The organism is Paeniglutamicibacter psychrophenolicus (assembly GCF_030812255.1).
Classification (GTDB): domain Bacteria; phylum Actinomycetota; class Actinomycetes; order Actinomycetales; family Micrococcaceae; genus Paeniglutamicibacter; species Paeniglutamicibacter psychrophenolicus_A.
In genome coordinates this window covers 66,911-86,953 of sequence record NZ_JAUSSH010000005.1, presented here as the reverse complement: position 1 = coordinate 86,953, position 20,043 = coordinate 66,911, and the positions used below count along the sequence as shown (strand labels likewise).

At 66.5% G+C, this 20,043-nt stretch carries 20 protein-coding genes; 6 read left to right on the top strand and 14 right to left on the bottom strand.

All coding sequences use genetic code 11. The features are described from left to right. Positions 1–132 precede the first annotated feature (132 nt). Entirely contained in the window at positions 133–768 is a 636-nt protein-coding gene (locus J2T21_RS09100; protein ID WP_307580642.1) for a dihydrofolate reductase family protein, read from the top strand. Positions 769–881: 113 nt separating this feature from the next. Here J2T21_RS09100 and poxB read toward each other — a convergent pair whose 3' ends face one another. Then, a complete protein-coding gene (gene poxB, locus J2T21_RS09095; RefSeq protein ID WP_307580640.1) occupies positions 882–2,606 on the bottom strand; it encodes a ubiquinone-dependent pyruvate dehydrogenase in 1,725 nt (574 codons plus the stop codon). 193 nt (positions 2,607–2,799) lie between these two features. On the opposite strand from poxB, the gene J2T21_RS09090 reads away from it, so the two are divergent. Further along, on the top strand, positions 2,800–3,630 hold the full coding sequence (locus J2T21_RS09090) for a thioesterase family protein (protein ID WP_307580638.1): 831 nt from the start codon (positions 2,800–2,802) through the stop codon (positions 3,628–3,630). On the opposite strand, the gene J2T21_RS09085 is transcribed toward J2T21_RS09090, so the two are convergent. Continuing rightward, positions 3,599–5,236, bottom strand: coding sequence for a S53 family peptidase (locus tag J2T21_RS09085; protein WP_307580636.1), 1,638 nt, complete (start codon positions 5,234–5,236; stop codon positions 3,599–3,601). The genes J2T21_RS09090 and J2T21_RS09085 overlap by 32 nt on opposite strands. A 100-nt stretch (positions 5,237–5,336) precedes the next feature. Beyond that, positions 5,337–5,969, bottom strand: coding sequence for a hypothetical protein (locus J2T21_RS09080; RefSeq protein WP_307580634.1), 633 nt, complete (start codon positions 5,967–5,969; stop codon positions 5,337–5,339). Positions 5,970–6,355: 386 nt separating this feature from the next. Here J2T21_RS09080 and J2T21_RS09075 point away from each other — a divergent pair, with 386 nt between their 5' ends. Then, entirely contained in the window at positions 6,356–6,856 is a 501-nt protein-coding gene (locus J2T21_RS09075; RefSeq protein WP_307580632.1) for a hypothetical protein, read from the top strand. Here the strand turns inward: J2T21_RS09075 and J2T21_RS09070 are convergent. Beyond that, the gene (locus tag J2T21_RS09070) at positions 6,853–7,464 is read right to left on the bottom strand and encodes a uridine kinase family protein (RefSeq protein ID WP_307580951.1); all 612 of its coding nucleotides are present in this window, start codon (positions 7,462–7,464) and stop codon (positions 6,853–6,855) included. The two genes, J2T21_RS09075 and J2T21_RS09070, sit on opposite strands and share 4 nt — an antisense overlap. A gap of 37 nt (positions 7,465–7,501) precedes the next feature. Here J2T21_RS09070 and J2T21_RS09065 point away from each other — a divergent pair, with 37 nt between their 5' ends. Next, on the top strand, positions 7,502–8,239 hold the full coding sequence (locus J2T21_RS09065) for a lipoate--protein ligase family protein (RefSeq protein ID WP_307580630.1): 738 nt from the start codon (positions 7,502–7,504) through the stop codon (positions 8,237–8,239). 21 nt (positions 8,240–8,260) lie between these two features. Here J2T21_RS09065 and J2T21_RS09060 read toward each other — a convergent pair whose 3' ends face one another. Then, positions 8,261–8,560 (bottom strand): hypothetical protein, encoded by a 300-nt coding sequence (locus J2T21_RS09060; RefSeq protein ID WP_307580628.1) that lies wholly within the window; start codon positions 8,558–8,560, stop codon positions 8,261–8,263. 39 nt (positions 8,561–8,599) lie between these two features. After that, the gene (locus J2T21_RS09055; RefSeq protein WP_307580626.1) at positions 8,600–9,328 is read right to left on the bottom strand and encodes a GntR family transcriptional regulator; all 729 of its coding nucleotides are present in this window, start codon (positions 9,326–9,328) and stop codon (positions 8,600–8,602) included. Positions 9,329–9,451: 123 nt separating this feature from the next. Between J2T21_RS09055 and J2T21_RS09050 the strand changes: the two genes are divergently transcribed. Next, a complete protein-coding gene (locus J2T21_RS09050; RefSeq protein ID WP_307580624.1) occupies positions 9,452–12,367 on the top strand; it encodes an FAD-binding and (Fe-S)-binding domain-containing protein in 2,916 nt (971 codons plus the stop codon). Positions 12,368–12,374: 7 nt separating this feature from the next. Here J2T21_RS09050 and J2T21_RS09045 read toward each other — a convergent pair whose 3' ends face one another. The 6 genes from J2T21_RS09045 to J2T21_RS09020 form a co-directional block, all read right to left on the bottom strand. Next, positions 12,375–12,818 carry a hypothetical protein gene (locus J2T21_RS09045; RefSeq protein ID WP_307580622.1) on the bottom strand — a complete coding sequence of 148 codons (444 nt, stop codon included), beginning with the start codon at positions 12,816–12,818 and terminating at the stop codon, positions 12,375–12,377. 352 nt (positions 12,819–13,170) lie between these two features. Then, positions 13,171–13,407, bottom strand: a complete 237-nt coding sequence (locus J2T21_RS09040) for a hypothetical protein (RefSeq protein ID WP_307580621.1) — start codon at positions 13,405–13,407, stop codon at positions 13,171–13,173. A 175-nt stretch (positions 13,408–13,582) separates the two neighbouring features. Next, a complete protein-coding gene (locus J2T21_RS09035) occupies positions 13,583–14,212 on the bottom strand; it encodes an MBL fold metallo-hydrolase (RefSeq protein WP_307580618.1) in 630 nt (209 codons plus the stop codon). Next, a complete protein-coding gene (locus J2T21_RS09030; protein WP_307580615.1) occupies positions 14,212–15,297 on the bottom strand; it encodes an S-(hydroxymethyl)mycothiol dehydrogenase in 1,086 nt (361 codons plus the stop codon). Before J2T21_RS09030 ends, J2T21_RS09035 begins: the two co-directional genes overlap by 1 nt. A 107-nt stretch (positions 15,298–15,404) precedes the next feature. Further along, a complete protein-coding gene (locus J2T21_RS09025; protein ID WP_307580613.1) occupies positions 15,405–15,677 on the bottom strand; it encodes a glutaredoxin domain-containing protein in 273 nt (90 codons plus the stop codon). A gap of 192 nt (positions 15,678–15,869) precedes the next feature. Further along, entirely contained in the window at positions 15,870–16,367 is a 498-nt protein-coding gene (locus J2T21_RS09020) for a DUF1801 domain-containing protein (protein ID WP_307580612.1), read from the bottom strand. Positions 16,368–16,658: 291 nt separating this feature from the next. Here J2T21_RS09020 and J2T21_RS09015 point away from each other — a divergent pair, with 291 nt between their 5' ends. Then, complete coding sequence (locus tag J2T21_RS09015; RefSeq protein ID WP_307580611.1) at positions 16,659–17,399, top strand: PhzF family phenazine biosynthesis protein; 741 nt, start codon at positions 16,659–16,661, stop codon at positions 17,397–17,399. 363 nt (positions 17,400–17,762) lie between these two features. Here the strand turns inward: J2T21_RS09015 and J2T21_RS09010 are convergent, their stop codons facing one another. Both J2T21_RS09010 and J2T21_RS09005 read right to left on the bottom strand, forming a co-directional pair. Continuing rightward, complete coding sequence (locus tag J2T21_RS09010; protein WP_307580609.1) at positions 17,763–18,332, bottom strand: dihydrofolate reductase family protein; 570 nt, start codon at positions 18,330–18,332, stop codon at positions 17,763–17,765. Between the two features lie 524 nt (positions 18,333–18,856). Beyond that, on the bottom strand, positions 18,857–19,714 hold the full coding sequence (locus J2T21_RS09005) for a trypsin-like serine protease (RefSeq protein WP_307580607.1): 858 nt from the start codon (positions 19,712–19,714) through the stop codon (positions 18,857–18,859). Positions 19,715–20,043: the final 329 nt, after the last annotated feature.

The following is a 20,043-nucleotide window of genomic DNA, read 5'->3' as shown; positions in this document are numbered from 1 at the left end:
GCCTGGCATCGCTGGCACGGGCACCGATGCAGCACCCGGCAGGCGCGGTGCCGGCGAGGCCCGGAACCGAGCCGGCCGTCCTCGGCAGGGGGGCCGGCAGCGGGCTGCGTCGATCGGATCGGGGAGAGCGTCATGGGCGAGACTGCGGCAGGGGCGTCGGCGGCGGAGCTGATGGTGGACCTGATTATTTCCCTGGACGGGTATGCCTCCGCCGAGGGATGGCCCGGTTGGTGGGGCCTGGAGGCACCGGAATACCTCGCCTGGCTCGAACGGGAAGGGCAGAAGCAGCACACCTACCTTCTGGGGGCGAACACCTATCGATTGATGTCCGCGATGTCGGCGGAGGCGGCGACCGCGGATTCCGGGTTCTCCGAGACCGAAGCCGCCAGCCTGACGGGCCTTGCCGGGGTGCCCAAAGTCGTCTTCTTCTCGTCCCTGCGGGCGCCCCTGGACTGGCCGAATTCGAGACTGGTGGGCGGGGACGCGGTCGAGTCCGTGGCCGAGATGAAGCGGAGCGGAAACGGACCGATGAGCACCCTCGGGAGCCTCAGCCTGAGTCGGTCGCTACTGGCAGCGGGCCTCGTGGACCGGTTCCGGCTGGTCATCTTCCCGGTGATCACGGGCCGGACCGGCAAGGAACGCATCTATGACGGGCATCCGGACGTGGCACTCGAGATGGTGGACAGCAGGACCTTCGACGGACGGCTTCAGCTGCTCGAATACGTCCCCACCGTGCTCAGCGGTCCGCCGGGCACCGCACCGAAGTAAGCCAGTCCGTGGCGGGGCCGTCATGGACGGGCTTTCCTCGTGGCCAACGCCGACCCCATCCGGAAGGAGCCGGAGGACGCGGTTGCGGCACTGTGCTCCGGGGCCATCGCGGGCTAGAAAAGCTGGCGCCAGTTGGTGGCAGCCAGATCCAGCAGTTCGTCGCCCTTGCCTGACATCACGGTCCGGATTGCATAAAGCGCGAAGCCCTTGGCCTGCTCCGCGGTGATGGCCGGCGGCATCGACAGTTCCTGCCGGTCGGTCACCACGTCAATGAGGGCCGGACCCTCATGGGCCAGCGCCTCGCGCAACGCCCCTGGCAGGTCCTTGGAATTCTCCACCCGGAAGCCGCGGATGCCCAGTGCCGTGGCGACGTCGGCGAAGTTCGGGTTTTCGAGGTCGGTGGCGAAGGTGACGAACCCGGCCGCCTTCATCTCCAGCTCCACGAAGTTCAGCGACGAGTTGTTGAACACCACGATCTTCACCGGAAGCTTCGACTGGACCAGGGTGAGCAGGTCGCCCATGAGCATGGCGAGCCCGCCGTCGCCCGAGAGCGTCACCACCTGCCGCTCCGGGTGCGCGGCCTGGACCCCGATGGCCTGCGGGATCGAATTGGCCATGGAACCGTGGCTGAAGGACCCGAGCAGCCGGCGCTTTCCGTTCATGGTGAGGTACCGGGCGGCCCAGACGACCGGGGAGCCGACATCGGCCAGGAACACCGTGTCTTCGTCGGCCAGCTCGTCCAGGGTGCGGGCCAGGTATTGCGGGTGGATCCTGGTGCCCTTGCGCGTCGGCGTGGCCAGGTCGTCGAGCTTTTCGCGGGTCTTGCGGTAGTGCTTCTGCGCGTCCTGCAGGTGCGTGGTGTCGGTCTTCCGCCCAAGCAGCGGCGCCAGGACCTCCAGGGTGTCGGCCACCGTGCCGACCAGGCCCGCGTCGATCTTGGTGCGCCGGCCCAGCTGCTCCCCGCGCACATCGACCTGGATGATCTTCGCGTCCTGCGGGTAGAACTGCTGGTAGGGGAAGTCGGTGCCCAGCAGCAGGATGGTGTCCGCCGCGTCCATGGCCCGGTACCCGGAGGCGAACCCGAGCAGCCCGGTCATCCCGACGTCGTAGGGGTTGTCGTACTCGATGTGCTCCTTGCCGCGCAGCGCGTGCACCACCGGGGCGCCGAGCAGGTCGGCAATCTCCATGACCTGCGCGTGGGCACCCGCCACGCCGGCGCCGGCCAGGATGGTGACCCGCCGGCCCGCGTTGAGCAGGCCGGCGGCAAGGGCCAGGTCCTCGGGGTGGGGGAGCACCGCGGAGCGGCTGGCGGTGATCACGGAGGTCCGGGTGCCGGTGGCCTGCGCCAGGGCGACGTCGCCGGGCATCACCAGCACCGCCACGCCGCGGCGCTCGATCGCGGTGCGCATGGCGATTTCCAGCAGGCGCGGCATCTGGTCCGGGGTGGAGACGACCTCGCAGAACACGCTGGCCTCGCGAAAAAGCTCGGCCGGGTGGGTTTCCTGGAAGTAGTTGCTGCCGATCTCGGAGCTGGGGATGTGGGCGGCGATGGCCAGCACCGGGACCCGGTTGCGGTTCGCGTCGTAGAGGCCGTTGATAAGGTGCAGGTTTCCGGGCCCGCAGCTTCCGGCGCACACGGCCAGGTTCCCGGTCATCTCCGCCTCGGCCCCGGCGGCGAACGCGGCGCTTTCCTCGTGCCGCACCCCCAGCCAGGAGACGGATCCGTCCTTGCGCAGGGCATCGGTCAGGCCGTTGAGCGAGTCCCCGGCCACCCCGTAGATCCGTTTGACTCCGTTGGCCTTGAGGGTGGCGATCATGGTTTCGGCGACAGTGCCCATCGGTATCTCTTCCTGCTGGTCGGGACGATTGTTCCCCACCCTATGCGGGCGGCGCGGGGCCCGCCAAGGGGTCGGTGCCGGCCACCGGGATTCTTGGCCCGGCCCGGATTGTGGTCCGGGTCGCATTGCTGGCTAAGCTGAATCCCGGAAACACGGTGGCGATGTCGCCACGGGAACAAGGGAACCAAGGACCATGACGCATACGGCTGCCGAGCAGAACCTTCCGGAACTCGCGGTGGGCGAGTTCTATTACGAGCCAACCGGCCAGGGCACCTACCGGTCCACGGTGCATGCCCAGGGCGCCTGGAACCCGCACGAGCAGCACATGGCCCCGGCCACCGGGGTGCTGGTGCACGAACTGGAACTTTTCGCCCCGCGCGCCGACATGCGCATGGCGCGGGTGTCCCTGGACATCTACGGGATCATCCACGGCGGGGAATTCGAGGTCAGGACCCGCATGCTCCGCCCGGGCCGGACCATCGAGCTGATCGAGGCGGAAATGGTTTCGCACGGCCGCACCTGCATCGTCGCCCGCGGCTGGAGGCTCACGACGCTGGACAGCTCCGCGGTGGCAGCCAACGAGGATGCCCCGGTGGTGCACCCCGAGGAGCTTGAGACCTTCGCCGGCATGTCGCCGTGGCCCGGCGGGTACATCGAGGGCCTGGAATTCCGCGGCGCGGACGGCCACCGTCCGGGCAAGGGCATCGTGTGGATGCGCAACAACTTCGAGATGGTGGCCGGAACGCACACCTCGGACCTGGTGCGGCTGCTGGGCATGGTCGACACCGCCAACGGCGTGGCGCCCCGCGTGGAGCCGGGACCCGAATCCTGGATGTTCCCAAACGTCGACCTGCAGATCCACATGCACCGCGGCCCGGTGGGCCAGTGGCTCGGGATCCAGGCCCAGCAGACCTACGGCAGCGATGGCATCGGGCTGACCAGCGCGGTGCTGCACGATGTGCACGGGCCCTTCGGGCGCAGCGAACAGATCCTCACGGTGCGTCCTGCCCCGGGGCAGAAATAGCGGCAACGGAACCCCGGAACCGGGCGGCCAGGGCCGTGCCGATCGGCACCCCCAGGCCAGTGCAGGCATCCCAGCCGGCCGTGGCCAGGTAGGTTCCGTTGTTCCCGGCGATGACGTCGCGGAACCCGGCACCCGTGGTGCCCGCGGGCGCGGCCGCGTAGAGGACCGGCTGCAGCAGTCCGCCGCCGTGCCCGGAGGCCCCGGCCAGCCGCGCCAGCAGTGCAGCCCAGAGCGGGGCGACGGCGCTGGTGCCGCCGATGACCATGTCGCTGCCGTCGATGCGCACCCTGTAGCCGGTCCTGGGGTCTGCCACGGCCGCCACGTCAGGGATGCCGCGTCCGTCCAGCGCCGCGGCGGGCGCGGTGCCGGTGGCGACGCTCAGGTGGCCCTGCCACGCCGGGACATCGAAGGCGCCCGAAACCCCGCCGCCGGTGGCCGAATGCGTCGAGTCGTTCCACACGGTTTCCGATGACACCTTCCCGGTGCGCGGATCCGCCAGCAGGCTGGTGCCCCCGCAGGCCAGGGCGTGCGGGCTGGAAGCGGGGAAATCGGCATGGTTCCTCCCGTCGGGGACGTTGTCTGCGCTGCCGTTGTCTCCCGCGGCGGCGGTGACCGTGGCTCCCAGCAGCGTGGCGTCGACGAAGGCCTCGTCCATTTGGGTGCGGGCCTGTTCCGTCCATTGGTCCTCGGCCTGCCCCCAGCTGATGCTGATCGCCGCCGGGGCGGGGGAGTCGTGGGCAGCCCGGGCCACCGCGTCGATGAACCCGGCATCGGTGTTGGGTGCAAAGTAGACCTTGATCTCCGCCTTCGGTGCCAGGGCCCCGGCGACCTCGATGTCCAGCAGCACCTCTCCGTCGGCGCCCTGCGGGTCGGCTCCGGGCACGTTCGAAGCCCCGTCGACACCGATGGAGGTGACCTTCGGAACCAGGATGCCCAGGGAGGAGAAGTAGGCCTGCAGGTTGGCCATCCCGTAGCCGCCGCCAAGTTCGATGATGGCGATCACCGATCCGTTGCCGTCGGTCCCCGCGGGGAAGTCGTAGATGCGGGCCAAGTCGAGCGGGGTGTAGCTGGCGCTCTGCGTGGCGGCCGGGGAGAAATGAAACCGGGGCCGGGCCGCGGGCCGGTTATCGAGTCCGAGCACCGCGGTGATGATTCCATCCAGCTCCGCAGGGACGGACAGGCCGCCGGTGCGGTGGCGCCGTGGTGCCGGGGCCTTGCCCTGGAGGATTTCCAGCCGGGTGCCGAAGACCGCCGCCAGGGTCCCGGTGGTTCCTCCGACACGAAGGCATCGCGTTTGGGGATCGGCGTGGATGATCCGGGCGCCCAAAGCACTCAGGGTTCGGGTGGCCAGCTCGATGTCCGCGGGATCTGCGCCGTGGCCGGTTCCGGGGTCGCCGTCCGGCGGGCCGCCGGGAAGATGCTGTTCGGGAACCGGATGCCGGCGGCGCAGGTAGATGCTGATCTCGATTTCCTGGTCATCGGGAGCCGGGGCGCGCAGGCCCGGCGTGGCAGCGGGTCCGGGCTCGGGGCCGCGGTCGCTGCCCGGCAGCGGAACGAAGGCCGGTGAATCCTTGGAATGGCGGGGGTGGTTGGAATCGGTGTTCATGGTGTTGACCGTTTCGGGCTGCAGGGGGGATGGATGGGGTTGCCAAGCTCAAAGATTCCATCGCCGCTCCTGTCTTGATGCTACGACCGGGCGCGGGCCTTTAACAAGGCCGAAGCCGGTCCGCCAATTCCCCGAGCAGGACGTTGTTCGGGATGCCTGCAGCGTCGCCGGGCATCCGTTCACCGGCCAGTTCGGCATGCCGGAAGGCGGCTTCCAGGTCGAGGACTGCTTGTCGGTAGTCGGCTCCCGACCCGCTCGATGCAAGTTCCGGACGGTGATGGCGAAGGCCCTCGGCTGCAGCCAGTGCCCGGACGAGGGCCGCGGTCGGCGGGTTGGAGACATCGTGCATTGACGGATGGTTGATGGCCGCCTCGGGATCCAGTTCGTAGCGGCTCCAGGCCCGGAGCACCGATTCGTGGCGTGCGGCCAGGGCCGAGTGCTCGGCCGCCAAGATCGATTCGTGTTCGGCGTCCACTCGGCGCCGGAAGATGCGGGAGGAGTACTTGTTTGCGGCCAGGACGGTACCTGCCACCGTGGCCAATGTCGCGACGCCGATCCATCGGTCGATCACGGTTGCACCAAGGACCAGCGGTGCCGCCACGCAGGCGCCGGTGAAGACATACCAGAACCGGGCGTCGGGATCCTGCTCGGAGGCGGGTCGGGTGTTGACGATCCATGTCGTCAGGACGCCAGCGAGCATGGCCAGCGCTCCAAGGATTGGGGCGAGCACCACGCCACCTCCAGGTCCAGGGTCCGGACTCTTGGGATGCCGGGCCTCCTGCATCCATTGCAACCCGACCCGCGGCATTGGTCAAGGGCCGGGAACTGCACCGCCCTCGGAGCTGGGTGACACCACCAAGGCTTTTCATCCGAGTGAGCCAGGTCAACCGGCCGCCGTGGCCGGAGACCCACACGATGGTGCGATTGCACGGGACCGCAGGCACTAGGTGTCCGAAGCCGGGCGGCGGCGGGCGCTGGGTCTGGCCGGTCCGGGGTTCTGCCCCCTCGCGGGCATCAGGAAGTGCTGCGCCATGCCGGCCCGGTAGCATCGGAGGTGCGAATCACCGCACCCGCGGGAAAAGCCAATAACTATCCCGCCGCCCAGATCCAAGGATTCCGATGAAGTTAGACAAAAAAGCACTCAAAGACGATGGATTCGCAGGGTTCCGGCCCATCGAGGCCCTTGAAATCAACCGGATCCCGCAACACCAGGGCATCTTCGCCGTGTTGCGTCCTGCGGGATTTGAGCCGCGGTTCCTCGCCAAGAGCACGGCCGGGGTTTTCAAGAAGAAGAACCCTTCACTGGCCAGCGCCGAGTTATCCGCCGCTTGGGTTGCGGATGCGGAGGTGCTGTTCATCGGCAAGGCCGGCCCCGGAAGCAAGGGCAACCGCGGGCTGCGACGCCAGATCCAGGAATTCGTGGACTTCGGGAGGGGAAGGCCGCCTGGGCACTGGGAGGGCCGACTGATCTGGCAGCTGGCCGAAGCGGGGTCCCTGCTGGTGGCATGGAAGGAATTGCCTGCGGAGGCGCTCAACGAGGCCCAAGCGAACTACCATGCGCAGTTCCAGGCCCATTACGGAAGCTTGCCGTTCGCCAATCTTGTCCGGGCCCGCGCCTAGCCGGCCAACGACGCCAGCATTGCCTTGACGGACTTCTTCTTCATCGGGACGAACCCGGCGGCCAGGTGCCTGCCGCGGATTTGCCGGTCGGCACGGAACAGCGAGTAGCCGCGCTTGAGCAGGAACCCCAGCGGCTTGCGCCGCTCCTTGACGTCGCGCACGAAGCGGCGGATGGCCGTGGACAGCGGCGAGACCTCGATGTAGTAGGCCTGGACGTCGACGCCGAGGCGTTGCAGCGGTGCCAAGATCTCGGACACGAAGATCCCCTCGGACAGCAGCGGGCCGCCATTGAGCTCGATCCCCCGCGTTCCGTCGTAGCTGGAGGTGCTGATCGAATAGTTGGGGACTTGGGTCTGCCCGGATTCCAGCAACTCAATCAAGGCATCGACGGCCTTGTCGCAGTTCCAGGTGCCCGGATGGTCCCAGTCGATTTCCCCGTATCCGGTCTGCGGCAACGGCGTCGCCGGGGTGTGCTCGGAGATCTCCCGGTAGAAGTTGTCCAGCTCCATGTGGGGTCGGCCGAAGCGGTGGGCCAGGTAGGATTTTCCGGATCCGGAGGCCCCTCCGAGCAGTATCAGGGGCGTTTGTTGTTTCGGCACGACACCCATTATTCCCTGCGGGGCATCCGGACCTAGAATCGTGCCCATGAGTCTTTGGAATCTCGATGCCGACCACGCCCTTCACGTATGCGTCGAGGAGCCGTCGGGCGACGCGGAGGCGGATCTGATGGCCGGGGTCGCGCTGCTGAACGCGGTGCGCGAGGGCAGCTTGCCGGCGAAGCTGCGGATTTACCGCCCGAACCCGACGGTGGCCTTCGGGCAGCGCGATGTGCGACTGGAGGGGTACGCCCGGGCCGTTGCGGAATCCCTGGAGCAGGGTTTTGCCCCCGTGGTGCGCAAGGCCGGGGGACGGGCTGCGGCCTACCACTCGGGCACGGTGATCGTGGACCACGTCGAGCCGGCCGCAGAGGCCATGATGGGCCACCAGCACCGCTTCAAGGTCTTGGGCCAGCTCTACGCCGACGCCCTGCGCACCTCGGGGATCGATGCACGGGTGGGGGAGATCCCCGGGGAATACTGCGCCGGTGACTACAGCGTCCACGGCATGCCCGGCGTTGGATCCACGGCACGGAACCCCATCAAGCTGGTGGGCACCGCTCAGCGGGTGGTATCGGGGGCCTGGCTGTTTTCCAGCGTGTTCGTCATCGAGGATTCGGCACCGATCCGTGCGGTACTGGATTCCGTCTACCGGGCCATGGGGATCGAGATGGACCCGGCCACCGTCGGCGCGGCCGACGACCTGCTTCCCGGCTACACGGTAGACCGATTCATCACCGACCTGCTGGCCGAATACGGTCGGCACGCCGAACTGATCCGTTCCTAGAAGGGACCTTCCGCAGGGCGGTCAGCGGGTGCGTCGGCCGACCATGAGTCCGGCCCAGAATGTTGCCGCGCAGGCGGCGAGGGCAATCAACAACCAGCCGGTGAGTTGCGCCGTGGTCAAGAAGTGCATGCCCGGCATGAACATGGATGCGCTCAACGGTGCATAGGCGAACCAGCCAAACGAGGCGTTCTCCCGGGGGCCGAGCGCGAAGAAAAGGATGCCCGCGAGCAGGAGGAGCGCAGCGAGGATTCCGGCGAGGGCGGGGAGCCTGGTCCGCGGTGCGCGTGCTGGTTCTTGCTGCGTGGGAGTGGTGTCGTCCATGGGCATCAGTATGACATGGGCAAGTCCGATAAGTGCTGGTCAGTATCCTGTTGTGTAATCCCGCCAGAGCTCGTCGGGGTCAAGGTCGAGGTGCTGGGCGGTGATGGCCTGGGACACCAACAGCTGCCCGGTGCGGGTGAGGTGTTCGCGCATGGCGGCGGCTGCCTCCTGGCCCTTGCCGGCATTGATGGCCTCGATGACGGGAGCGTGTTCGCCCAGGATCTCGGTGAGTGAGCGCTCCTTCCCGGCCGTTGAGACCCCCAACAGCCGGGTGGAATCGCGCAGCCGGTTCACGATGCCGCGGACGCGATTGGAACCTGCGGCGCTCAGGATGGTGTCGTGCACCTGTTGGTCCAGGTCGAAGAATTCGTCGAGGGACCCGCGTTCGGCGGCCGAGCGCATGTGGGCTTCAAGGTCGTTGAAGGTGGCAGCCAATGCCGGGGTGCTGGCATGGGCGGCGCGAAGCGCAGCCGGAACCTCGAGGGCCAGGCGCAGCGAGAAGATTTCCGCCACATCGTGCGGGCTGGTGGGGATGACCCGGAATCCGCGGTTGCGCGAGAATTCGATCAGTCCGGCCTCTTCCAGGCGCAGCAGTCCGTCGCGGACCGGCGAGCGCGAGATGCCCAGCTGCTCGGCGAGCTGGTAGACGCTGTAGAGCCGTCCGACTTCCATCTCCCCGGTGACCACGGAGTGGCGCACGTGGTTCATGACCTGGTCGGTCAGTGACTGACCGCGTTGGGGCAAGGTGCGTGAATGGGGACTAGTCATGTTCTGATTCTCTCATTTTTCGGGCGCAGGCGGGCGGATGGGAGCTTTTGCCAGCAACCATATCGTCAATTGCACGTAACATGCTACTGTGGCTGCACTTGCCCCCGATGAGAGGTCCTTCCCATGGAAACCATGCCCACCAAGGTTGATGCGGCTGCCGAGATGCGTTCGCGCCTGCGCACCGACATGGGAACACGGGCCGCATATGTCTCGGACGCCTCGATCTTCAGGCGTGTCCCGGCCGCCGTGCTGGAGGTGCGCAGCGAGACGGACATCGCCCTGGCCCTGGCCTACGCACGCTCCGAGGGTTTGTCCGTCACCAGTCGCGGCGGCGGAACCTCGGTGGCGGGCAACGCGATCGGCGAGGGCCTGGTGCTGGACACCTCGCGCCACTTCAACAAGATCCTGTCGATCGACCCGGTGGCCCGTACCGCGCGCATCCAGCCCGGGGTCGTGTGCGACAAGCTCCGCGACGCGGCGGCGGAGTTCGGGCTGACCTACGGGCCCGATCCCTCCACCCACAGCCGCTGCACTGTCGGCGGCATGGTCGCCAACAACGCCTGCGGCTCCCACTCGCTGGCCTGGGGCACCGCTGCGGACAACGTCGAGTCCGTCAAGGTCATGTTCGCCGACGGGTCCACCGCCACCCTGGGCCCCAACGGAACCGACGACCATGAGCTGGAGGTGGCGCTGAAGAAACTGCGCGATGCGAACCTCTCGGTGCTGCGCACCGAGCTCGGGCGCTTCCCCCGTCAGGTCTCCGGCTACGGGCTGCACCACCTGCTGCCGGAAAACGGGTTCAACACCGCCCGTGCCTTCGCCGGGACCGAGGGGACCTGCGGAATCATCACCGAGCTCACCGTGAAGCTGGTTCACAAGCCCAAGGCCACGGCCCTGGCGGTGCTCGCCTTCGCAACGGTCTTCGACGCCGCGGCAGCCGCAGCCACCATGCGCCGGCCCGGCGTGACCACCGCCGAGGGCATGGGGTCCGACCTGCTCGACGCGTTGCGCTCGCGTCCCGGACAGGAACTGGCGGGAGCCGACCTTCCGGGCATGGGCGGACCCTACGGGCCGAGCGAGCGGGCAGGAGGCTGGCTCTTCTGCGAAACCGCGGGGGACACCCCCGAGGCTGCACGGGCCATTGCCGAGGCCTTGGCCAACGAATACCTGGCCGCGGACCCGGTCACCGCCATTGACGCGGCGGTCGTCACGGATCCCGCGGCGGCCCGCACGCTGTGGCGGATCCGCGAGGCGGCCGCCGGCATCGTGACCCGGCTCCCGGACGGAGGCGAGGCTTGGCCTTCCTGGGAGGACTCGGCGGTTCCGCCCGAACACCTGGCCGACTACCTGCGCGACCTCTACGCGCTGATGGATGAGCACAGCCTGCGCGGCATCCCCTTCGGCCACTTCGGCGAGGGCTGCGTGCACGTGCGCATCTCCTTCACCCTGGGCACCGAGGAAGGCGTGGCGGTCTTCCGCTCGTTCATGGAGGCGGCGGCCCAAACCGTGGCCCGCTACGGCGGATCGCTCTCCGGGGAACACGGGGACGGGCGCGCCCGCTCCGAACTGCTGGGCACCATGTACAGCGGGGCAGCGATGGGCGCCTTCAGGGACTTCAAGAACATCTTCGATCCCACCGGGCTGTTCAACCCCGGGGTGCTCATCGACCCCGAGCGGATCGATGACCGGCTGCGCCCGGGGCCCGGGCAGCGCACCTTCGAGCTCTCGCCGGTCCATGCGCTCTCCCGGGACAAGGGCTCGCTGCTCAACGGCGTGAACCGCTGCGTCGGGGTGGGGATATGCCGCTCCGACGAGGGGGCGATGTGCCCCTCCTTTCAGGGCACCGGCGACGAGGTGCACTCCACCCGGGGACGGGCCCGGGTGCTCTCGGAAATGTTCCGCGGCGAATCCCTGCCCTCGGCCTATCGCTCCGAGGAGGTCAAGGAGGCACTGGACTTGTGCCTGTCCTGCAAGGCATGCGCCTCCGAATGCCCGGTCAACGTGGACATGGCCACCTACAAGTCGGAGTTCCTGCACCGCTTCTACGAGAAGCGGCTGCGCCCCATGGCCCACTACACCATGGGCTGGCTGCCGATCCTGACCCGGATCCTGCATGCGGTGCCCGGGGCGGCCGGCGCCACCAACACGTTGCTGCGCTGCAAGCCGGTGGAGAAGCTGGTGAAGAAGCTTGGCGGAATCGAACCGACCCGCACCATGATCACCTTCGCCCCCGAGTCCCTGCAGCGCTGGTTCGCCAAGCGCCCGAAGAGTACCGCCGCGGCCGGTGCCGCCAGCCCCACCGTGGTGCTCTGGCCCGATTCCTTCAACAACCACCTGGACACTTCCCCTGGCAAGGCCGCCGTCGAGGTGCTCGAGGCCCTGGGCTACACGGTCATCATCCCCAAGGGCTTCGTCTGCTGCGGGCTGACCTGGCACTCCACCGGACAACTTGATGCGGCCCGCAAGGTCATCCGGCACACGCTGAAGGTCATGGAACCGCTGCTGGATGCTGGCTACCCGGTGATCGGGCTCGAGCCCTCCTGCACCGTGATGCTGGGACACGAAATCACCGAGCTTCTCCCGGACGACCCGCGCGCGGCCGTCCTGGCCGCCGCCGTGGTGCCCTTCGGCGACCTGGTCGCCGGACACCTGCCGGCCGACGGCAAGCACGGTGCCGTCTGGCCCTTTGGCACGCTGGGCGCCGGTGCGGTCTCCCAGGTCCACTGCCACGAACGTTCGCTGGGTGACCACTCCGGAACCGCGAAGGTGCTGGCCTGCCTCGGCATCGACGAGCGCGAGATCGACACCGGGTGCTGCGGGCTGGCCGGAAACTGGGGTTTCGAGCCCGGGCACGCGGAGCTCTCCCGCTCCCTCGGCGAGCGCGAGCTCTTCCCGGCGATCCGCGGGCGTGCGGCGGGCGATCTGGTGCTGGCCGATGGCTTCTCCTGCCGCACCCAGATCTCCGAGGGCACCGACGTGAGAGGAATGCACCTGGCCCAGGTGCTTGCCGCGGCGCGGCTGGATGCCGCCGACCTGTAGCCGGTTGCTAGAGGTATCCCTGCTCCGGCACCGGGAAGTAGGCGCGCCATCCCTTGTCCCGCTGCTGGACGAGCACGAATTCCAGGGGCTCCAGGCCGCTGGGCGGCCCGCCGGCGACTGTGTATCGCCCGGCCCGCAGTCCATCGGCGGGCCGGATGAATTCGGCGTTGCCGGCGGTGATGCCTCGTGCCCGGGCGGCAGCGTCCAGGACTGCCAGTTCGTGGCCCAGGTCCATGTCCTTGGGGGTGCCGGTGGTCACGGTGCATGCCAGGTCGGCGTCCGCCTGGCTTGCGGCCTGGAGCAGGGTCGCCAGGGCACGCTCCGGGTTGCCCACGCTCGGGCCGCCATCGCAGGTCTCGGGAAGCATCTCGCCCCGGTCTGGACCGACACCGCAGCCGGCCAGCACCGAGAGAGCCAGAAGCACTGCCGCCGCACGACTTGTCCGATGCATGGAAACCTCGCCACATCCGGGGTGCCGCAAAGCGGCACCTGATCCGATCCGAGGTGCGGAGATCGCTTTCGGCGACAGGTTGCAACGGATCGTTACCAGCCCGATCCCCGGTCCTGCGCGTGAGCTTTGCGGGAGCCGCATCGCACGGCAATGTCCGGCCCAGCGCACCGGCGGGGCCAAAAGCCGGTGCAGTTCTTCCTGCGGGCGTTTTTCGTGCATCAGGAGAACTGGAACCTCCAGCCAACAGCGAAGCTGATGATGATTGGCTTGGCAAGTTGCCCCGGACAAGGCAGCACCAGAGGACTCGTCCGCCCTCAATGCCCTTGCTTGAGGTGCTTAATCGTCAAAGCCGTCAGGCTAATGCATCGGCAGTGCCGATGACGGCCGAGATGAGGAGCGCCACCGCGCAGAAGATCAAGCACCAAGCCATGACTTGGAAGGAGGCGAACACTCTCGCGACGCGGTTGCGAGGCAGCGGCTTTCCGCCACGGTGTGCAGGCTCCGAGCGGGTGGGCCGTTCCGTCCTGATGGAGTGGACAATGACCGCCGCCAGGAAGACAAAGAGTACCCATGTGATGATCAGGTCCATTGTTTCTGCCCGTTTCGTTGGTTGGGTGGATACATCATGAGGCGGCCATCCGCGGGTCGCAGTAATCCAGGCCGAAGGCGCCGGTCGCGACGGTTGCCTGTTCCTTGAACAAAGGTGTGGGCGGCGAAAACACGGAAACCGTGCCTTCGCCGCCCACACCGCGGATCAATGCCGGTCAGTGGCCGCGCTTGATCCACTCGTCCAGGTTCGGTGCCTCGGCACCGATCGTGGTGGCATCCCCGTGGCCGGTGTTCACCACGGTGCTCGCCGGCAGGGTGAGCAGGCGTTCGCGGATCGAGTCGATGATCGTCTCGAAGCTCGAGTAGCTGCGCCCGGTGGCACCCGGGCCCCCGTTGAACAGCGTGTCCCCGGAGAACAGGGTGCCCAGCGATTCCACGTAGAAGCAAGTGGAACCGGGGGAGTGCCCGGGGGTGTGCAGGGCGACCAGCGTGGTGCCGGCAACCTCGAACTCCTGCCCGTCGGTGATCTCGTGGTCAGCGGTCGTTCCGGGGAACACGTTCTCCCAGAGCATCGTGTCGGCCGGGTTCAGGTGGATCGGTGCCTCGACCAGGTCCGCGAATTCGCGGGCGTAGCGGATGTGGTCGTCGTGCCCATGGGTCAGCAGCACGGCCTTGACCGCGCGGTTGCCCACGACTTCGAGGATCTTGGCCGGTTCGTGGGCCGGGTCGATCACGAAGACCTCGTCCTGGTTCCCGATGATCCAGACGTTGTTGTCCACCTCCCAGGTGCCCCCGTCCAGGGAGAACGTGCCGGAGGTGACGATGTTTTGGATCTGTGCCGACATTAGAGTTCCACCACCGAACGCAGGACCTTGCCCTCGCCCATCTTGGTGAAGGCGGCCTCCACATCGCCGAGCTCGATGCGTTCGGAGACGAACGCATCCAGGTCCAGGCGGCCGAGCTTGTATTGCTCCACCAGCATCGGGAAGTCGCGCGAGGGCAGGCAATCGCCATACCAGGAGGACTTCAGTGATCCGCCGTGGCCGAAGACATCCAGCAGCGGCAGCTCCAGCTTCATCTCCGGGGTCGGCACTCCCACCAGCACCACGCGGCCTGCCAGGTCGCGGGCGTAGAACGCCTGCTTGTAGGTCTCCGGGCGGCCCACGGCCTCGATGACCACGTCGGCGCCGAAGCCGCCGGTGTGCGACTTGATGCCCTCGACCGCGTCGGTGGTCTTGGAGTTCACGGTGTGCGTGGCACCCATGTTCCTGGCCATGGCCAGCTTGTCGTCGTCGATGTCCACGGCCACGATGGTGGTGGCACCGGCCAGCTTCGCGCCGGCGATCGCGGCAATGCCGACGCCGCCGCAGCCGATCACGGCCACGGATTCGCCGCGCTTGACCTCGCCGGTGTTCATGGCCGCACCGATGCCGGCCATGACGCCGCAGCCCAGCAGGCCCACGGCGGCGGCGTCGACATCCTCATCGACCTTGGTGCACTGGCCGGCGGCGACCAGGGTCTTTTCGGCGAACGCGCCGATCCCCAGGGCGGGGGAGAGCTCGGTGCCGTCCTCCAGGGTCATCTTCTGGGTGGCGTTGGCGGTGTTGAAGCAGTACTGGGCCTGGCCCTTGGCGCAGGCGCGGCACTGCCCGCAGACCGCGCGCCAGTTCAGGATCACGCGGTCACCGACCACGACGTTGTCCACGCCGTCGCCGATCTTGGAGACCACACCGGTGGCCTCGTGTCCCAGCAGGTAGGGGTAGTCGTTGCCGATCCCGCCGAGCTTGTAATGCAGGTCGGTGTGGCAGACGCCGCAGGTGAGGATGTCCACCACGGCCTCGCCCGGACCCGGGTCCGGAACCACGATGGTCACCGTCTCGACGGGGGCGTCCTTGGCACGGACAATGACGGCCTGAACCTTTTGTGACATGTCACTCCATTCATGCGCGGTCGCAATCATGCGACGCAAAGCTTAACGAGGAAGAGGTGCCGTCCGCCTTTCGGCGAGGGGCACCCCTCCATCCAATCACAGCCCGACTAGACCCGCTCGAGGACTTCCTCAATCCGCGGGTTTGTTGCGGAGGTCCCGTCCGGGAAGATCAGGGTCGGGACCGTCTGGTTTCCACCGTTGAAGGATTCCACCAGCTCCGCGGTGCCTTCGACTTCCTCGATGTTTACCTCGGTGTAGCCGATTCCCTTGGCATCCATCAGGCGCTTGAGGTTGCGGCAGTAGCCGCACCACGAGGTGGTGAACATTGTGACTGCTCCGGCCGCGGGAATGTAACGGGCAAGTTTTTCATTTTCGCTCATACCTGATGTAACCACGGACATGCGAGTCTTATTTCAGGTTCCTTCACGTGCAGCCGGGAAGCGCGCGTGCCCCGCCGGCGCATGCCAACCTGCTCCGTGGCGGGTGGCCCGGGGACCTCAACTGCTTTTGGTGCCGTTCGGCTCATGAGCCAGCAATCTCCGGCGAACGATTCCTTGGAGACAACACCGCCTTCAGTGTTTCCTGGCTCCGCCAACACCCGGCACCGAGGTAACCTGTTTCATCCACTCCACGATCCGTGGCTCATCGATGTCGTCAGTGGATTCAAGCTCCACGCCTCGCGTCGCCTTGCCCATCCCCACCGGCGTCACCGGCGGTACGGGTTCCAAGGCCGTGCCGTTGACGAACATGAGCTTGACGTGCCGGGCAAAGCCGCCGCAGCTGAAGCACCACCCGTCGCCGACGCCGTAGTACGCCATGCCCCATTTCACCGAGCGCTGCAGGTCGGGCAGGGTCTTGGCGGCCAGCGCATCGACCGCCTCGGCGATGCCGCGCTGTGGCTGCGGGAGGCTCGCGAGGTAGGCGAAGACCGGCTTGTCGCCGACCGCCGCTTTGGCGGGGCTTGCCCTTCCGGTCATGGATTCCGGCAGCGTGATGGTGGTGTCGACCGGCGCCGCAAGGCGTGCGGCAGGTTTTCGGACCTCCGGCTTACCGTTTTCCGTTCTGCTCATGGACGGAATTATCCCCTGCATCTCGGAAAAATGCACTAGCCGTGCGCCGGCATACTCGGTCCGCTGCGGCGAAGGACGGGGCTGTTGCCGCGGCGGCGGGTGGCCGGGTTCTTGCTGTGGGTGCTGCTCTCGCGTGGCGAAAATTGACACGGCTTGCCTATTCCGGCGATGGTGATGCTGCTTGGAATTGGGTTGCATGGATTTTCAGTCCATTGCCGTCCTCGGCACAAAGCCGGGACTTGCTTCCCAACCACGAATGGGCGACGAGCGTTTCCGTATAGCCAGATAGATGTGTTCACTTCCGAATTGACGCAGGGCAATCCCGTAGCCGTGGTTCACGGAGCCGACGGCTTAAGCGAAAAGCAGTTGGCGGCATTTGCCCGTTGGACAAACCTGAGCGAAACAACGTTTCTGCTTGAACCCACAACCACGGCCGCCGACTACCGGGCCAGGATCTTCACTCCGGTCAATGAGCTGCCCTTCGCCGGCCATCCGACTCTCGGATCGGCACGTGTCTGGCTGGATCACGGCGGCACCCCGCAGTCCCATGAGCAGAACGTACAAGAATGCGGCGCCGGATTGGTTCGCGTACGCCAAGACGGCGGCCGCTTGGCCTTTGCCGCGCCGCCACTGGTGAGAAGCGACGCGCTGGATGAATCGGACATCGGTCTGATCGCGAAGGCACTCAAGCTGGATTCCGATGCCGTGATCGAAGGATGCTGGACGGACAACGGGCCGGGATGGGTGGCCCTGCTGCTTGCCGATGCCGAAAGCGCGCTCGACGCTGAGCCTCCCATGGCTACCGTCGGAGGTTTCCCCAAGATCGGGCTCATTGGTCCCCGCCCTGCGGGTGCCGATGCAGGATTCGAGGTTCGGGCGCTTACATCCATGAACTCGCTCGGGGAAGAGCCAGTCACGGGGAGCCTGAATGCGGCGATGGCCCAGTGGCTGATACCTGCGGGGAAAGCCCCGCATGCCTACACCGCGGTCCAGGGGAAAAGAGTGGCAGTGCCGTGGCCGAATCCATATTGAACATATCGGCGAGGACATCTGGGTCGGGGGAGACTCCGTTTCCGGGATCATTGGCACCGTGTCCTGGTGACCACCGAACAGGGAAAGGCAGATCTAAACCTCGAATCCAACCGCAAAATTCAGCTCGTCCGTTTGATTTGTGTCCAGGGAGTCGGCTCCCGTAAGGGGAACGTCACACGGGACGCTCCTGGAGTCGTTCGGGTGCCGCGTGTGTGGTTATGGCTTGGGCATCGATGAAGTCGTCGGGGTCGGGGGCCCTGTCCCAAGCGTTTCCGCTGGCGGCCGAGAACGAAGGGTTCATCCCAGGCGCGTGAACCGTTGCTTCGTCGCGGGGCAGCGGTCAACGTGCCGGGACAAATCACGTCAAGCCGTTGCTCGCGTAGGCCGGTATCGAAGGGCGATCGCCCCCGACCGGAACTCATGGCGATCCACGAGCTCGAGCTGGATACGCTCGCGCAGACCGGCGAGCAACGTCGGCCCATGTCCGGCAAGGACCGGCTGCACGAGGAACTCGTACTCGTCGATCAGTCCCAGATCCGCCAGCGCCAGGGGGAGCGTCACGCCACCAACCCACAGGCCCTCGCCTGGCTCCTGCTTGAGCCGCTGCACCGCTTGCCCCAAGTCGCCTCGCAGCAGCTCGGCATTCCAATCGACCCGGCCAAGCGTGCTCGACACGACGTACTTCTTCGCCCGGTCGATGGCCTCGGCGAACGGGACCTGCCACCCTTCCACCCAGCCGGGCCACGTGCCGGTGGACGGCTTCCGCCACGCCGACTCCATCATCTGGTAGGTCACCCGGCCGAACAGCAGGGCATCGGCTCGCTCCATCTCGGCGGTCCAGTAGCGCATCGACTCCTCGTCCGGGGGAAGCCCCGCCTCGTGATGGCAGCAGCCGTCCAGCGTGACGTTGATCGAGTATCGAAGTGATCTCATCTAGTTGCTCTCCCTTGATGCGCGCAGTGCGTTTTCAACGAACCGACAACCAGCCGGACGGCGGTTGCGTTTGAGTCGCCCACGATCCGAGGGTAGGCATCCTCTCCGCTTCACGGAAGTAGCGGCGTCCGAATCCGCCCTGGATGCGTCTGCCGAGTGTGACGCATTCGGGCTCGTTCCCAACGCCGAGCGAATCCGTCGCAGATGTGGTCCTTGCCGGACTAAAATCACGATGACCTGACTGTCGTTTTCCGGGGTCTCTCGTCGTCTCGGTGGACAGGGATGCCCGGGTGAGGAAGAAGGACGCTAAGGCCCTGCTTAAGGCCTTGGACCCGTAAAAAATTTGACAGCGCTGTGCCCCTTGGCTTCCATCTCAGATTTGTCTCAGCACAAGATGGGAAACGACCCAGCCCAAAGTAAGCCAGGTGCCCTCCCCTGAACACAGAGGAGGGCACCTGGCTCGGCAAGCCGGCTGCCTACGCACACGAAGGCAACGCTTCAACCGTTGTGGAGTCCGGGGCTAGTTACAGGTAGGGGGCCAGCCAGTCCTGCACCACGGGGATGTCCACCCGCTGATACCCACCGAGGTAACGGCAGTTCGAGGTATAGGTATAACTGGTCACTGCCACGAGGTAGCCGTTGAGGAAGACAGGACCACCGGAGTCTCCGAAGCAGGTCCCGCCACCGCCGCGATTATCGTTGGGGTTGCCCTGAAGCTGGAGGATCTGCGGAGTGAGCTTCTGTCCAGGAGATGTGGTGTAGCGGCGGATCAACGGGTAGGACATCGGCTGCGGCTTCTGCGGACCGGTCTCCGGCTTGCGCACCTCGGTGCCGTAGCCGACGACCTCGAAGATCGTCCGGTTCAAAACGGGCTGCCCGAACCGGTCCAGGTAATTCACCGGAGTGAGCACCGCCGGGGCGATGTTGGTGACCGGCTCATCGAGCACGATGATTCCCACGTCGTTCCAGTTGGCCATATCCGTGAAATCCGAATATTCGGGATGCGCTATCGGTGTTCCCCACAGATAACCGGCCGCTTCGAGCTCATCAGGGGTGTAGCCGATGCCCGGATCCGCTGCCGCGGGTAACGGACTCGGCGGTTCCTCCGCGATCACTGATTCGAAGGTCACCAGCGTCACCCCGGCGGTTCCCTCGGTGCAGTGCGCCGCTGTGATCAGCACCGTCGGTGAAATCAGCGTCGCCGAGCACCGATACCGGAGGCCGTCCGCCAAGTCGTAGAAAACGATCAGGCCGACGTTGGGGTGACCGCTGCCGTCCGGCTGGCCGCCCGTGACGGCCGGTGCCGGCAACGCACCGCCCATGACGAGTGTGAGCGTTGCCGCTACGACAAGCGCCAACCTTCTGAGGGGATGTTTCATCATCTTGCCCTTTCCATCGAGTAACTGGACGTTTCAACTGACGGACTGGCCTTAAGAAGAGCACAGATCATCGAGTTTGGCGAGACTTTGAGCGTCCGCTGCAATCGGGAAACCAGGAAGCGCGCATCTTCGTAGCCGAATCCGTTGCTTCGTCCCGCAAGCGGTTTGTCCGGCTCGGAATTTCGGAGCGTTCCGATGGGGTGACTATTCGGACAAATCAATTGTTGGCTTGTCTCTTTGAAATATCAGAACGTTTGGTCCCCCGTATGCGTTGCCCGCGAAAATGCCCGGGCCCTCGATGGAACAAGATCTGAAGACGCCCGGATGCGACA